Source organism: Nocardia sp. NPDC006982 (assembly GCF_042869435.1).
Classification (GTDB): Bacteria; Actinomycetota; Actinomycetes; order Mycobacteriales; family Mycobacteriaceae; genus Nocardia.
In genome coordinates, this window is the sequence record NZ_JBIAFV010000001.1 from 874,675 (window position 1) to 889,329 (window position 14,655).

Consider the following 14,655-nt stretch of genomic DNA (forward strand, 5'->3'; position numbering starts at 1 on the left):
ACGATTCGGGCGCAGATCTATCACGTCCGATGTGGCACTGGAGCGACGCGTATGACCTTCTCCGCGCTGGATCTGTCCGTCGACCCGACGGACCCTGTCCTAGAGATCGGCGGCCAGCCCGCGTCGATTCCCCTACTCAATACCGACCGCGTCGCCTCGCGCATGGTCGGTTACTTCGCGACCTGTATGGCGCCGTGTCGCACGCTGCCCGGCGAGCAGCTACGCGGCGATGTCACCAAGCTGACCCGCAGCTGCCTGGCATTGGCCGCCGAAATGTTCGACAAGCGCACGGTTCCCGGCGAAGAACAGCTCGGCGAGGTCAGGGAGGCGGCGGCGCAATGGGCCCGCGAGGCGGTGCCGCTCGGCACTATCCTGCGCGCCTACCACGAGGGCCTGCGCATCGCGTTCGGGCTGGTGACCGCGCGCGCCAAGGCCGACGATATCGATGAACTGCTGGTCGCCACCGACCTCATGCTCGAACTGCTGGAGGCGATCACCGCGGCGGTTTCGGACGCCTACGTCGAGGAACAGCATCTCGTCGCGCGCGAACACCAGACCGCGACGCAGACGCTGGCTTCGGCGCTGCTGAGCGGTCGCGGCAGTTCCGCACTCGCCCGCCAGGCCGGCATTCCGATCGCCGACTCGTACCAGGTGGTCGCGCTATCGATTCCCGAGCATCCGGACGAGCGCGATCCACGCGTCGACGGCCATGTCGCCGCCCGCAGAAAACTGCGCCGCCTGCAATCGGAACTGGCCACCGCCTTCGAATCCCGGGCGCTCGCTCTGCTGAGCACAAAGGGCGGCACGCTACTGGTCCCGATCGAGGACGATGCGCCGGTCCTGACTGCCGAAACACTGCAACTGCTTGCCGAATCCGCCGAGGTCGCGCTCACTGCCACGCTGGTCACCAGCGAGACCGATCAGATACCCGACGCCGCCGATCAAGCCCACGAACTACTCAATCTGGTGCGGGTCGGCGGTCGCAATCCTGGCCTGTACCAGATGGCCGACCTGGCCGTGGAGTACCAGCTCACCCGGGGCGGCCCGGCCACTCGACGCATCGCGACCATTCTCGATCCACTCGACGCCCATCCCGAACTGTTCGACACCATGCGCGCCTACCTGGGCAACGATATGAATCGCCAGCTCACTGCGCGCCAGCTCTATGTGCACCCGAATACCGTCGATTACCGGCTACGCCGCATCGCCCAGCTGACCTCGATCGATCTGGCCACCTCGGCAGGCATCTCACAGGCCGCCATCGCCCTGCTCGCGCGCGATCTGGACCGCAGCGTCGCCCGACGGTTGTAGATTCCAGCCTGATGCGGATTTGTGCTGGTCACGAGATCACAAAGGCGTCATCCTAGTAGTGCTGCGACCTCTGGATGGTGGATTATGCGAATAGCGGAGATCTTGCACAGGAAGGGCAGCGACGTGGCGACCGTCGCGCCCGAGACCACGGTACGGACCCTGCTCGGCACGCTCGCCGAGCACAATATCGGGGCGGTGGTGGTATCGCCGGACGGCAACCGGATCGTCGGCATTGTCTCCGAGCGCGATGTGGTGCGCAGTCTGCACGCGCGTGGCGCCGCGCTGCTGGATACGCCGGTCTCGGAGATCATGACCGTCGATGTGCGCACCTGCGCACCCGACGACCTAGTCGACGGACTGCGCGGCACCATGACCGAGCACCGCGTCCGGCACCTGCCCGTGGTCCGCGACGGCCGCCTGATCGGCATCGTCAGCATCGGCGATGTGGTCAAGAGCGCGATCTCCGAACTGGCCACCGAACGCCAGCATCTGGTCGAGTACGTACAGGGGCAGTACTGAACTGTCGCGGATATCCGCGACAGGGCCCTTGGTAGCTGCGACTTGCCGAAAGACGTTGGCTACGAGAATCCTTCGAAGTCGTCACCGAAAGTGCGTATCGTTGGTGGCGTCCAGCGCGGTTCTCGGAGGGAGCGCCACCTTGCGGTCATCTGCGTCCGGGACGCACCTAGCCCGACCGGCCACCCGGTCCGCACCGCGGATTCCGGCGCCGTCGCCCCTCGCGACCGTGCGCGAACTCTTTCCGGCGCTGGGCGAATCCACGGAGATCTATCTGGACAGTGCGGCCACGACGCAGAAGCCGCTGCCGGTCATCGAGACCATCCACCGCTATCACAGCTCGCGTACCGCCAACGCCGGTCGCGGAACCTACCCGTGGGCTACCAACCTCACCACCCGCCTGGCCCGGGTCCGCGATCGCATGGCGACCTTCATCGGCGCCGAATCGCCCGCGGAGGTGGTCTTCACCGGCGGCGCGACCGCGGCGCTCAATGCCGTCGCATTGTCCTGGGGGCTGGCCGAACTCGATGACGGCGACGAAATCCTCTACAACCCACGCGATCACGCCTCGAATGTGCATCCGTGGCACCATCTGCGTCAGGTGCTCGCGCGCTTCGGTCGGCGCATCGAGCTGGTCCCCTACCGGGCGACCGAACTCGGCGAAGCCGATACCGCGGACATCCTGGACAAGGTCGGGCCGCGCACCCGGCTGATCACCACCAGCCATCTGCACCACGTCTTCGGCGGACTCACCACGCTCGAGGAGTTGCGCGGCAAACTCGATCCCCGGATTCTGCTGTGCTTCGACTGCAGTCAGAGCGGTGGGCATATGCCGCTGGATGTGACCGAACTCGGCGCCGACTTCGCGATCTTCGCCGCGCACAAGATGTTCGGCGCACCCGGCACCGGAATCCTCTACTGCCACCGCAGAGTTCACGATCGGCTGCTGCCGTTCCTGCCCGGTGGCAATACCGGGGTCGACCTCACCGACGCCGGATTGACCTCGACCGGCATGCCGGAACTGCTCGAGGGCGGCACCCAGAACATCCCGGGCATCCTGGCTCTCGGCAGCGCACTGGAGGTGCTGGAATCGCTGGATGTCGGTGTGATCGCCGCGCACAATCGCGAATTGACGCTGCGGCTCATCGACAATCTGCGTCCTGTGCCCGGGCTGGAATTCCTGCCCGGTCCGGCGCATGCGCCGTGCGCGATCGGCTACGGCATCGTGTCCTTCACGCTCGCAGGCATTTCCGCGACCGATCTCGGATTCGTATTGAGCGAGTTGGGTTTTCTGGTCCGCACCGGCTTACACTGCTCACCCCGGGCTGGCGACGACGCCACGGACTCGGTGCGGGTCAGCACGCACATCTACAACACCGTCGAGGAGATCGACCGGTTCGCGACCTGCGTCAAGACGATTGCCGAGGAGGTCATATGAGAATGGGCGACACCCCGCGCTATGACCGGCGGGCGGCGTCCCGGGTGCTGGCGGGCTTGGCCCAACCCGGATTGTTCGCCAGTGCGATCGCGGTCCCGTCGCGTCGACATATCGAATACACCTGCGCCGCACTGCGTCCCGAGCCCGACAGTCACCTCACCTATTCGCAGCGGCTGTACCTGCAGCAGTTCATGCGGCCGTGCCAGCCCGCGCAGGTCACCAGCGCGACGCACCGCATCGCCTGGACCGATAGCGACGGCGTCCCCAATACCGGACACTTCCGCGCCGACGGCCTCGGCCCGCTGGTGCCCATCGCCATGCGCGAAACCGTGCTGGTGCTGTGGCATGCCATCGCCGCGAATTCCGCACTGACACAACGGGTCGACCGCCTCGGCCCGCGCGAACACGCGGTGCTGGAGGGCACCACCACCGATCACGATCCGATCGAAATCTTCCGCGTCGGCGTCGAGGCCACCGGGCGCGCATTGGCCCAGCACGCACTGCTGGCGCGGCAGACGCCCTATCGCAGTGCGGCTGAATTCGCCAGGGGCATACACAATTCCGGCATCTTCTCGGCGGTCGCCACCCGCTGGTTCTGGGAACTGCAGGCCTCCACCTACCGGCGCGGCATGATCCCGGTGACGCTGGCCACCCAACCGGACGGCACGGTGCGCTACACCGCCGACACCGTGGCGACACTGCGCGCGATGAAGGACGCCACCATCGAGGACGCGCACACGGTGATGCGGCGAGCGACCCGAGTCGAGGGACTGAGCCTCGACGCGGCCATCGCGAAATACCACGACGATCTCGATCTCATCTCCCGCCAATACGCGCTGCTGCCCGCCAATACCCGCCCCTCTTGCCTGGCCGCCATGCCCCATCACCTCGGCGGCGGGCACTACAACCTGTTGCCGCTGGTGGTGGACAAGTTCGTCGAGATCTTCGAACAACTCGCCGAGCGAATCCGGATCACCGAGGTGGGTGCGGAGCTGGACGAACTGACCGCCGACGCGCCTGCCAGCGCCGAGGACCGGATCTTCTATGTGCCGGATATGAGCTGTCAGCACTGTGTCCGCACGATCACCGGGGTGCTGGAGACGATGGGCATCAAGGTGATCGAGATCGATCTGCCCAGTAAACGGGTGGTCGCCGAATTCCGCAGTCCGCGCAATCGGGCCCGCGCCTTCGAGTCGATCCGCGACGGCGGCTACAACCCGGTGGCCGAGAAACCGGCGCGAACCGCATTGACATCCCCACGGTCCCAGCCCACGGAAACCGTCGTATGACGGCACCGCTACCGGCGCTACCCGCGAAGATCCATCCGCTGGTGCGCGCCTTTCTCGATACCCGCGATGCCGTCGAGGAGACGCTGATTCGCTTCGGATCACCGACCCACCTGGTGTTTCCGCAGGTCTACTCGGAGAATCTGAAACAGTTGCGCGCCGTACTCGACAGCAGTGGCGTGCGCTACCGAATCTGCTACGCGCACAAGGTAAATCAATCGCATGCCTTGGTGCGCACCGCCGAACATGCTGGTATCGCCATCGATGTCGCTTCTCCGCAGGAGTTGGCCAGTGCCATCGGGGCCGGATTCGGCCCGATGCGGATCGAGGTGACCGGGCCGAAAGGTGAAGCGTTCCTGCGTGATCTGATCGACTGCGGCGTCACCATCAATGTCGACAATCTGTGGGAGCTGCGGCGGATCACCGAATTGGCCGGCGACCGTGCGAGAGTTCCGGTGCTGCTGCGAGTTTCCGGTTTCGACGAGACGGCGGTGAGCCGGTTCGGTGTGCCGCTGGCCCATGTGGACCAAGCCCTGGATCTGCTGTCGGCCAATCGCCGGCGAATCGCGTTCCTCGGCTTCGCCTTTCATATCGACTCCGGTGACGCCGCGGAACGCATCCGAGCCATCGACGCCTGCCTGGAGCTGGTCGAGCGCGCCTACGACCGCGGACTCGGCCCGTCGGTGTTGAATATCGGCGGCGGCTTCCGACAGGTGTTCACCGCCGATGCGGACCGCTTCGACGGATATGTCCGGGCGCTGCGCGAATCGCTGCTCGGCCGCGGCGAATCGATGAGCTGGTCGAACAATACCTTCGGCTATCACGTGGATGACGGTGTGGTGCACGGGATTCCGGTCTTCCACAAGTATGCGAATACGGTGCCCGCGACGGCGATGTTGAACGATCTGCTCGGCGCTGCGCTGGAGCGGCACGGTGGCCGCACGGTGGCCCAGGTGGCCGGTGACAATATGCTCGATATCTGGTTGGAGCCAGGTAAGGCGCTGGTCGATCATGCGGGGGTGACGGTGTCGCGGGTGGAGTTCGTCAAGGAACTCGCCGATGGCACGGTGCTGGTGAATCTGGATCTGAGCCGGGATCAGGTGACCCCGGCGGATCAGGAGGTCATGGTCGATCCGGTGATCCTGCCGAGTATCGCGCATATGCCGAGCAGCGCTGCTGTCCACAACGCCCTTCCGGGCGATGGTGTGACGCCGCTGCGCAGTGCCGCCGACACCATGCCGACCTTGCGTCCGGTGGTCGAATCCGGGCCGGTCGGTGTGTATTTCGCCGGACGCCTGTGCCTGGAGCGCGATCTGATCACCAACCACAAGGTGTGGCTGCCCGAGTGCCCGCGCCAGGGCGATCTGGTGGTGTTCCCGAATACCGGTGCTTATCACATGGACCTGTCCGCGGCCTCGGCGTCGATGCACGCACTGCCCGCGAAACTCGCTGTCGTGCACCGCGCGGGCAGTTTCCAGGTCTATCGCGATACCGATTATGAACCGCTCATACCCGCCGGTCTGCCGCCACCGCGCCGCACTCCCCCGTGCGGCCCGCGTCGTCCGCTGCCGCGCCGACCCTCCGGAGCGCCGTAATGCGCTACGACCACATCACCGAGCTGATCGGCAATACGCCGCTGCTGCGGCTGGATCCGGTCGTGCACGGCCTGGCCAATGTCGAGCTGTACGCGAAGCTGGAGTCGCACAATCCCTTCGGCTCGGTCAAGGACCGGGTGGCCTGGGGCATGATCCGCGACGATCTCGACGAGATCCGAGCGAGCGGGCAGACACTCATCGAGGCGTCGAGCGGCAATACCGCCAAGGCGCTGCGCATTCTCGGCGCGATACACGGCATCGGCCTGCGCGCGGTAACCAATCGGATCAAGGTCGCGGAGGTGCGAGAGCTGCTGCAGCTGTTCGGCACCGAGATCGTGGAGTTGCCCGGGCTGTCCGAATGTCCGGACCCGACCACACCGAACGATGTGTATTCGGCGATCGAGGCGACCATGGCCAAGGAGCCGGGCGCCTACTATCACGCCTCGCAGTACACCAATGAGAAGAATATCGAGGCGCATCACCACGGCACCGGCCGCGAGATCCATGAGGATCTGGCCGACGACGACGTCACCCGCGTCGACTATCTGATCGGTGGGCTCGGCACCACCGGCTCCACCCGTGGGACCGCAACCTATCTGCGCAAGCACAATCCCGAATTGCGTTGTATCGCCGTAGTTTCCGATCGGTCGGACTTCATACCCGGTATCCGCTCGGAGAGTGAGATGTGGGATGTCGGGCTGTTCCAGCCCGATTTCTACGACCGCATAGTCACTGTCGATTCCACCCGGGCGGTGGACGCTACGCTCGCGCTGGCCACCGGGTATGGCATCCTGGCCGGTCCGACCAGCGGTGCGAGCTATGCCGCCGCGCTGGAAGCCCTTGGCGAGCAGGCACTTTCATCGAAAGAACCTGTCGTTGCGGTCTTCATCGTCTGTGATCGGCTCGAGCCGTACCTGTCCTATATCAAGAAACGCAGACCGGAACTCTTCGACCGCGCCGATCGCCGCCGTGCACCCACCCCCGCCGAACTCGCCGCGACACCGGCCGTGTCCCCGCAGGAATTGGCCGAACTGGACCGCACCTCCCGGCCCACCATCGTGGACACCCGCGGCGCGATGGCCTATCGCATCGGCCATGTGCCGGGCGCGATCAATATCCGCGACGACCAACTAGACGATATGTTCACCCACGGCATCCCGTTCTCCCGATCGCGCCCGCTGGTCTTCGTCTGTCCGGTCGGCGAACTATCGCTGCGCTTCGCCGCCATCGCCCGCCAGGACGGCTTCGATGCGAGCAGCCTCGGCGGCGGGATCGTCGCCTGGCGCGATGCCGGATTCGCACTCGAACGCGGCGGCTGATCGCAGATCGGTGTGGCCCAGCGCTGAGCCGGTCATTGCGGCCAGGCATTAGTGTGGGCGGGTGCAAAAAGGCCAGGAATCAGCTGACGATGCCGGTCCTCGGATCTGGGGCGGTACCACGCTCACCGAACGTCGGGAGGCACGCCGCTCCGCGTTGCTCGAGGCCGCGCTCGACCTGATCGGAGAATCGGGCGCGGGCGGTGTCACCATGCGTGCGGTATGCCGACGCGCCAATCTCACCGACCGGTACTTCTATGAGAGCTTCGCCAGCCGCGACGAACTGCTGGATGTGCTCTACCGGCAGGTCGCCGATGAATTCCTGGAACCGATGACGGCGTTCGCCGCCGCCGATCCCTCCCGCGACCGCGTGCTGTCGGAGATCCTCGTCGACAAGGTGCTGGCCGATCCGCGCAAGTCCCGACTGTTCCTGGTCGAACCGTACTCGAGTACCGGCCTCGGCCAGACCACCGTCGCGGTCATGCCGGTCTTCACCAAGGTCCTGCAGGATCACCTGTTCGCTCACATCGATGATCCGGTGCGCCGCAGACTGGCCGCGCTCACCATGGCCAGCGGTAATGCGGGCATGTTCTCGGCGTGGTTGAACGGATCGCTGCGCGCCACCCGCGAGCAGGTGATCGACCACTGCGTGGCCACGCTGGCCGCCTACCGCTCGCTGTACCAGTCCTGATTCGGTCCGCATTCGGCTCCGGCGCAGCGCGATTGGACGTTGTGCGGCTCACATCGGGTTGCCAGTCCGGCCATGCGGGTGTTTACTGGCCAACGCAAGGTGCCGATCGTTCGCTGAGGCTCCTTCACGGATATAGGCCAGCGACCCCGAACGTCGAGAGACGCCCCGGGTCAGGACAGATCTCCCCGGCCTAAGGGGTGATTCCGATTGGCTCCCGCGGTTGTCGGGTTCACGCCGTGAAGTGCCAAAGGTCTTACGAGGAGAGGCTTTGACTGGCGGTTTGCCGGATTCCTCTGACGTGCTCTGCGACGATGACACACGACGTCCGGCTGTGCCGTGCGTCCGATCGGAGGAAGGAGGTGAGCCGGATGTCCGGCGGTAATAGTCCCAGACCCCTGTTAGCCGAATATTCACCCGGCGACACCTCCGCGGCGGCGCTCCGGAGCGGGACCAGCCCGTAGCCTGCTGTTCGATGGTGCGCTCGACCTAGTCAGGGAGTGCGTAATGTCAACGGTAGAGATGATCCTGCGGCTGCTGACCGGTGTCGGCTTGGGCGCGGTGATCGGATTCGAGCGGCAGTATCGGGCCAGGATGGCGGGGCTGCGCACCAATGCGCTCGTCGCGGCGGGTGCGACACTGTTCGTCCTGCTCTCGGCGCACTGCTTCCACGGCGGTGTCGCCGATCCGACCCGGGTGGCCGCGCAGATCGTCTCCGGTATCGGTTTCCTCGGTGCGGGTGTGATCATCCGCGACGGTTTGAATGTGCGCGGGCTCAATACCGCTGCGACACTGTGGTGTTCGGCTGCGGTCGGCGCGCTGGCCGGTGCGGGCATGTTCACCACCGCCGCCGCGGGCGCGGTGGCGGTAATGGTGGTCAATATCGCGCTACGGGCCGCCGGACGTGCGGTCGATCGCCAGCCCGATTCTGCCGCCGAACAACCCGCGTTCTATGTGTTCGTCGCGGTGACCAACGATGAGCAGGAAGCGCATGTGCGGGCACTGCTGGTTCAGGCGTTGACCCGCACCGACTTTCGACTGCTCTCGGTGGCCAGTGCGAATACCGATATCGCTGGCCGCGTCGAGGTGCGCGCCGAGCTCACCGGCGATCAGCGCGACGACCGGCAGATGGAATCGGCGGTGAGCCGACTCAGTCTGGAACCGTCGGTGACCAGCGTCGGCTGGCATATCTCGGTCGACGACACCGCGGACGGAGCTCGGGCATGACCCTGCTGCGCTCCTATATGCCGAGTTGTGCGACTACGACACCGATTCCGGCCGGATCACCACCGATCCGGCCGCGCAGCTCAGATCAGCGTGAAGACGAATTCGAATTCGCCGATGCGGATCACCGCGCCGTCGGTGAGCGTCACGCTGTCGATGATGCGCACACCGTCGAGGTACACCCCGTTGGACGACCACAGATCCTTGATCACGAAGTTCAGTCCGTTGTCCACGATCACCGCATGTTGACGGCTGACCTTGCCGTGTTCGAGCACGATGTCGTTATCGGGCAGCCGCCCGATCCGGGTCACCGATCCGGTGATCGGATAAACCTCGCCCCGCCGATCGCGCAATTCGGCCCGCGCCCCGGCCGCAGCCTGCTCGACAATGGTCGTCGCCCGGGTCATCGTCACATCGGCGACCGCCCGGGCGGTGAGCGGATCCTGGCGCAGGATCCGCGCCTCCAACTCCTGGATCGCCGAGCCCGGGTCGACGCCGAGTTCGTCGTCCAGTGTGGTCCGAAGCTGCCGGACCGCGCCGAGCGCGTCGGATTGCCGCCCGCTCAGATACAGCGCGGTGATCAGCTTCTCCCACAATGGTTCTCGCAACGGATGCGACCCAACGAGCAAGGCGAGTTCGGCCGCAACAGCGTCCGCGCGCCCGCGCGCGATATCGGCTGAGGCCCGCGCCTCGATCACACCGACCCGTTCATCATCGAGCGCCGCGGCATAGGCGTCGGCGAATCCGAGCCCGCGCAGATCCGACAGCACCGGGCCCCGCCACTGCTGCAGTGCGCTCGACAGCGCTTCGGCCGCCGCCGTGAAACGACCCGCCGCCAGCTCCCGCAGGCCGGCCTCCTTGCGTGCCCGGAACCGCTGCACATCACTTGCGCCATCGGCCACCGCAATTCGGTAACCGGTTCCGACCTGGGTAATTACGCCGCGGGCGTCGATTCCGGCAGCGCGCAGCGGTTTGCGCAGATTCGAGGTGATGGCGTGCAGGCTCACCCGCACATCCGAGGGCGGACTCTGCTCCCACACCGCCTGCGCCAGAGCATCCACCGAGACCGGATGATTGGCATTGACCACCAGATACGCCAGCACCGCGCGCTGTTTCGGCCCGCCGACCGGCTGCGTGACGCCATCGATCGACAGCTGCACCGGCCCGAGCACACCGAATTGCGTCCGCATTTCGGCCATCGTCGCACTCCTTACGACTGGGCCAGCCGCTGGCCCAGCAAGAACATTAACCCCCGACACGTCCCTGCTAGCCATCGGATCGAGCGCGCCAGTATTCCAGGTTGCTGCGGGTGAGCAGAGTGTGCGGATGGTCGGGCCCGAGGACCCGGATCTGATCGGCGAGCAGCGGCTCGAATTCGGCAATGGCGGCACCGATATCACCCGCCTCGCCATAGCAGCCCGCGAGGCAATTGCGGGTGTGCAGAGTATCGGGATGATCCGGCCCGAGAATGCGCAACTGATCGGTCAGCAGGGCGGCGTATTCAGTAATGGCCCTGGTCGTTTCGCCGCTCTCCCGCCGCCAGCGCGCCATACTGATGCGGGTGCGCAGGGTCTGGGCGTCATCCGGGCCGAGGATGCGGACCTGGTCGAGGAGCAGCAGTTCGAATTCGGTGAACGCGCGGACCAACTCGCCCGCCATGGCGCGGGAACGCGCGAGATGCAGTCGGGTGCGCAGGGTTTGCGGGTCGACGGGACCGAGGATGCGCTGCTGATCGGCGATCAGCTGTTCGAATTCGATGACAGCGCGGCGCAGGCTGCCGCGTTCACTGCGCCAGTAGGCCAGGCTGTTTCGCGCGCGCAGCGTCCACGGATGGTCGGTGCCGAGGATGCGGGCGTGATCGATGACGAGCCGTTCGAAGTCCGCTACCGTCCGCTCGAGCTGGCCCATATGACCGCGCCAATCCGCGATGTCGTAGCGGGTGGTGACGGTGTCGAGATCATCCACGCCCAGTACCCGCGTCTGATCGCGGGCCAGCTCCTCCAATTCGGTGACGGCGGCGTCGAATTCGCCACTGCGACCACGGCAGTTCGCAAGGTGGTTACGAACCAGCAGCGTCACGCGATGATCCGGCCCCATGGCGGCAGTGAAGCTCGGCAGCCAAGCCACCCACAGATCCCGATTGTCCACCACGCGTGTGGTTTCCAGCGATTCGAGATAGCCGAAGGCGGCCGCCGCGGCGCCATAGGCCAAGTAGTGGCGCACCGCCGCACCACGGGCATAGTCGGCCACGCGCTCGGTGGTGGCCGCCTCGATGGCCGCGATCACCGCGCGGTGCGCATCCTCGCTGTGCACACCGAGCCGATCGCATTCATCGGCCAGTCCAGGGAGCAGGGCGGCGTGCGCGATACCGAGCGATTCGTCGGCCGTGCCGGGGCGGCTGCGCGTGACCAGCACACCCAAACCCACTGTGAGATCGCGGATTCCGGCAATGCTCACCTCGGCCCCGAGTTCACGCATCGCCGCATCCAGCAGTTCCAGCGGCAGCACCGGACCGACACCTGCCGCGACGAGCACACCGAGCACCGCGCCGATCCCCCAGGCATCGGCGACATTCGGTGCGATATCCGGTCCATCGCCCGTCGCGGCCCGGATGGCCGCGCCGACCCGCAACGCCACCAGACCGTCGACGCCGATATCCTCGGCAACCACCCGATCGGTGACCTCGTTGGCGACCTCGGCCAGCAATCCGGCCAACAGCCAGCCCGCCGCAGCGGCCGGGGAATCGGCACGCGCCGTTGGTGTTTCGGCCAACCGCGCATCGATCCAGCCGACCCATTCCTGCTCATCGATGGCAGCGCGCTCATATCCGGCCGATTCGACGATCGCGGCGATATCCTCGGCCACCGGTTCGGCGACGACGATCCGATGCATATGCCGCAGTTCCGGATCGTTCTCGAAGCCGAGCCCCTCCCGGATGCCCACGATCACCCGGACGTGCGCGAGCTCCGGTCGCCGGGTCAACTCCGCCACGGCGGCCACCAGCAGTCGCTGGGTGCCTTGCTCCGGTTCGTTCAGTCCGTCCACGACGATGGTGACCCGGCGACCCCATCCGCCCAGGTCCGCCAGCGGTTGTCGCACCTCGACATCGAAGACATCGGGTGGGGTGAGACTGTGTCGGGCCAGGCCACGCGCCGCCGCGACCGCAGCTCGGAAGCCGGGCAGCCGGGTGCTCAATTGCGCGGACAACTCGGCCGCGACCGCCTCGATGGAACTGCTGACCGTCAAAAATACTGCGGCCGTGATGTATTCGGGTGCGACCGGCAGGGTGTCGACCAGGCTCGGCCGAATGAGCATTGCCAGCAGTGTCGATTTGCCGACGCCGGGCGGTCCGATCACCCCGCGCAACCGGTAGCTGCCGGATCCGACGATATCGTCGAGCGTCTCGCGCACGGCCGGGGTCAGTAGTAGTCTGCGGGTGAGTTGATCGACGAAACCCGCTGCCGGACGGCCGGTTACGGCATCGCGGCGACGGGCGATATTCGGCACCAGCCACAGGCCGGGATCACCGCCCTCGGCCGCGGATACCGTGCCCGAGGTGAACGACAGATGTTCGGGCTGCTGCCGGGTGCAGGCCGCGGCGATCGGATCGACCAGGTCCGACGGCAGCAGATTCTCCCCGCGCGCGGGCAGTCCGGCGGCGAAGATGGACAGCAGCGTTCGGGTGAAGCATCCGGCATACGCCGGCCCGTCACCGGCGGCGACCAGCAATTCCATCCGGCCCGCCGCCCGCGACAGCAGGTCGGTCCAGCGACGGGCCGCGCCGAGTACGCCCTGTTCGGTCTCACACGCGTCGACCAGGACGACCAGCCCGTCGAGCGACGATCGGTTCAACCGCTCTCGAATCTCCTGTGTCAGATGGAAGGCCGTATGCGAGTTCGGCACCGCGGGTGAATCATGGCCGAGCAGAAAGAAATCCTCCGCGCTGGTCGCGGTGCCATGGCCGACGAATCCGATCAGCAGCGTCGCCTGCTCCCGCGCGGCCGCGTCGAATGCCTCGTCCACCGCCGTAACCAGCTGTGCCACTGTCGGGTTCAGTACCGGACCGGGCGCTTGCGTCGCCGCCCGCCAGCCGCCGGATCCGGTCAGTGTCCCGTACAGACCCGTGGCCAATTCACCGGTGAACCCCAGTTCCCCCAGTGCCGCACACTCGGACCCGACCACCAGGGCGAGCCTTCCTCCCATATCAGCACCACCATTCCCACCTTCGACTCCCCGACGACGTCGACACCCCGACATGGGCCGCCGTGCGTGGTAGGAAGGTACCCGAACACACATCGGGGCAAGTGACAACGGGGGCAGCTGATGGCAGCGATCGTCTTGGTGCACGGGATCGCGCAGGAGCAATACGGCGCGGATCTGCTGGAAGCGCAATGGCTTCCGGCGCTGGCTGCGGGGGTCCGTACGGCCGGCTACGGTGAACTCGCCGATCAGCTGTGGCGCGGCCAGCGCCCGGGGGTACTAGAGGTTCGAATGGCGTTCTACGGCAATGCCTTTCTCGATCCCGGCGCGCAAGGCGGCGGCGGACCGGTCGGTACCGAGAATGCCGAACTCACCGAGCAGATCGCCGAGGCGTGGTTGGCAACGGCGGCCGAGCAGGCGGCCGACCAGCGCGATCGGCTGGAAGCGCAACGCTACCTGGACAATTCCGCGCTCGGCACCGAGGGTGCACAGGGCTTCGGCCGCAAGGCCAGACCTGCGGCGAATGCGCTGACCAAGCTGAAGTGGTTCGCGCCCTTCGGTTTCGGGATGGCGGGGAAATTCGTCAACCGGTCACTGGCCCAGGTCAGCAGATATCTGGCCGAGGATGCGGTGCGTGCCTACGCGCAGCAACAGGTGCTCGAGCTGATCGGTCCGGAGACCCGGCTCGTCATCGGACATTCGCTCGGCTCGGTGGTCGCCTATGAGGCACTACATCGGACCGATCAGCCCGCGACGCTGGTCACCCTTGGTTCGCCGCTCGCGTTGCAGTCCATCATCTATCCGCTGCTGCACCCGCAGCCGCCCACGGTGCCCGCCGCGCTCACCCGCTGGGAGAACTTGGCCGATCGCGACGATATCGTCGCGGCGCATCTGGATCTGGCGCCCTATTTCCGGCCCGCGCCGGGACGCGATGTGGTGCCGACGACCCATCCCGAACTCGACAATGGCTCCAGTCCGCACGATGCCACGCACTATCTCACCAAGAAATCGGTCGGACGCATCATCGCCGAGTCCCTCTCGTAACCGGAGCTATTCCGAATCCCGCGTACGCTGACAACTC

11 protein-coding genes and 1 riboswitch are annotated in these 14,655 nt (G+C 66.2%); of the genes, 9 read left to right on the plus strand and 2 right to left on the minus strand.

The window, feature by feature from the left end:
* Positions 1–51 precede the first annotated feature (51 nt).
* The 8 genes from ACFYOW_RS03850 to ACFYOW_RS03885 all read left to right on the plus strand — a co-directional run bounded on the left by ACFYOW_RS03850 (position 52) and on the right by ACFYOW_RS03885 (position 9,377).
* On the plus strand, positions 52–1,311 hold the full coding sequence (locus ACFYOW_RS03850) for a PucR family transcriptional regulator (protein WP_387284245.1): 1,260 nt from the start codon (positions 52–54) through the stop codon (positions 1,309–1,311).
* A gap of 84 nt (positions 1,312–1,395) precedes the next feature.
* Entirely contained in the window at positions 1,396–1,830 is a 435-nt protein-coding gene (locus ACFYOW_RS03855; RefSeq protein WP_387284247.1) for a CBS domain-containing protein, read from the plus strand.
* Between the two features lie 226 nt (positions 1,831–2,056).
* Entirely contained in the window at positions 2,057–3,265 is a 1,209-nt protein-coding gene (locus tag ACFYOW_RS03860; RefSeq protein ID WP_387284249.1) for an aminotransferase class V-fold PLP-dependent enzyme, read from the plus strand.
* Entirely contained in the window at positions 3,262–4,554 is a 1,293-nt protein-coding gene (locus ACFYOW_RS03865) for a heavy-metal-associated domain-containing protein (RefSeq protein WP_387284251.1), read from the plus strand. Before ACFYOW_RS03860 ends, ACFYOW_RS03865 begins: the two co-directional genes overlap by 4 nt.
* Positions 4,551–6,146, plus strand: a complete 1,596-nt coding sequence (locus ACFYOW_RS03870) for a decarboxylase (protein WP_387284253.1) — start codon at positions 4,551–4,553, stop codon at positions 6,144–6,146. Before ACFYOW_RS03865 ends, ACFYOW_RS03870 begins: the two co-directional genes overlap by 4 nt.
* On the plus strand, positions 6,146–7,465 hold the full coding sequence (locus ACFYOW_RS03875; RefSeq protein WP_387284255.1) for a pyridoxal-phosphate dependent enzyme: 1,320 nt from the start codon (positions 6,146–6,148) through the stop codon (positions 7,463–7,465). The genes ACFYOW_RS03870 and ACFYOW_RS03875 overlap by 1 nt, the downstream gene beginning before the upstream one ends.
* 61 nt (positions 7,466–7,526) lie before the next feature.
* A complete protein-coding gene (locus ACFYOW_RS03880; protein ID WP_387284257.1) occupies positions 7,527–8,153 on the plus strand; it encodes a TetR/AcrR family transcriptional regulator in 627 nt (208 codons plus the stop codon).
* Between the two features lie 98 nt (positions 8,154–8,251).
* Positions 8,252–8,423: riboswitch (M-box (ykoK) riboswitch) on the plus strand.
* Positions 8,424–8,657: 234 nt separating this feature from the next.
* A complete protein-coding gene (locus tag ACFYOW_RS03885; protein WP_387284259.1) occupies positions 8,658–9,377 on the plus strand; it encodes an MgtC/SapB family protein in 720 nt (239 codons plus the stop codon).
* Positions 9,378–9,457: 80 nt separating this feature from the next.
* Here ACFYOW_RS03885 and ACFYOW_RS03890 read toward each other — a convergent pair whose 3' ends face one another.
* Complete coding sequence (locus ACFYOW_RS03890) at positions 9,458–10,573, minus strand: BTAD domain-containing putative transcriptional regulator (RefSeq protein ID WP_387284261.1); 1,116 nt, start codon at positions 10,571–10,573, stop codon at positions 9,458–9,460.
* 67 nt (positions 10,574–10,640) lie between these two features.
* Positions 10,641–13,577: a tetratricopeptide repeat protein gene (locus ACFYOW_RS03895; protein WP_387284263.1), complete on the minus strand. Its 2,937-nt coding sequence runs from the start codon at positions 13,575–13,577 to the stop codon at positions 10,641–10,643.
* 120 nt (positions 13,578–13,697) lie between these two features.
* On the opposite strand from ACFYOW_RS03895, the gene ACFYOW_RS03900 reads away from it, so the two are divergent.
* Positions 13,698–14,618, plus strand: a complete 921-nt coding sequence (locus tag ACFYOW_RS03900; protein WP_387284265.1) for a hypothetical protein — start codon at positions 13,698–13,700, stop codon at positions 14,616–14,618.
* Positions 14,619–14,655: the final 37 nt, after the last annotated feature.

Excerpts from the sequence above, each read along its gene's own strand:
- ACFYOW_RS03850 (WP_387284245.1), top strand. The coding sequence starts at position 52 with ATGACCTTCTCCGCGCTGGATCTGTCCGTCGACCCGACGGACCCTGTC.
- ACFYOW_RS03855 (WP_387284247.1), top strand. The coding sequence starts at position 1,396 with ATGCGAATAGCGGAGATCTTGCACAGGAAGGGCAGCGACGTGGCGACC.
- ACFYOW_RS03865 (WP_387284251.1), top strand. The coding sequence starts at position 3,262 with ATGAGAATGGGCGACACCCCGCGCTATGACCGGCGGGCGGCGTCCCGG.
- ACFYOW_RS03870 (WP_387284253.1), top strand. The coding sequence starts at position 4,551 with ATGACGGCACCGCTACCGGCGCTACCCGCGAAGATCCATCCGCTGGTG.
- ACFYOW_RS03875 (WP_387284255.1), top strand. The coding sequence starts at position 6,146 with ATGCGCTACGACCACATCACCGAGCTGATCGGCAATACGCCGCTGCTG.
- ACFYOW_RS03885 (WP_387284259.1), top strand. The coding sequence starts at position 8,658 with ATGTCAACGGTAGAGATGATCCTGCGGCTGCTGACCGGTGTCGGCTTG.
- ACFYOW_RS03890 (WP_387284261.1), bottom strand. The coding sequence starts at position 10,573 with ATGGCCGAAATGCGGACGCAATTCGGTGTGCTCGGGCCGGTGCAGCTG.
- ACFYOW_RS03895 (WP_387284263.1), bottom strand. The coding sequence starts at position 13,577 with ATGGGAGGAAGGCTCGCCCTGGTGGTCGGGTCCGAGTGTGCGGCACTG.
- ACFYOW_RS03900 (WP_387284265.1), top strand. The coding sequence starts at position 13,698 with ATGGCAGCGATCGTCTTGGTGCACGGGATCGCGCAGGAGCAATACGGC.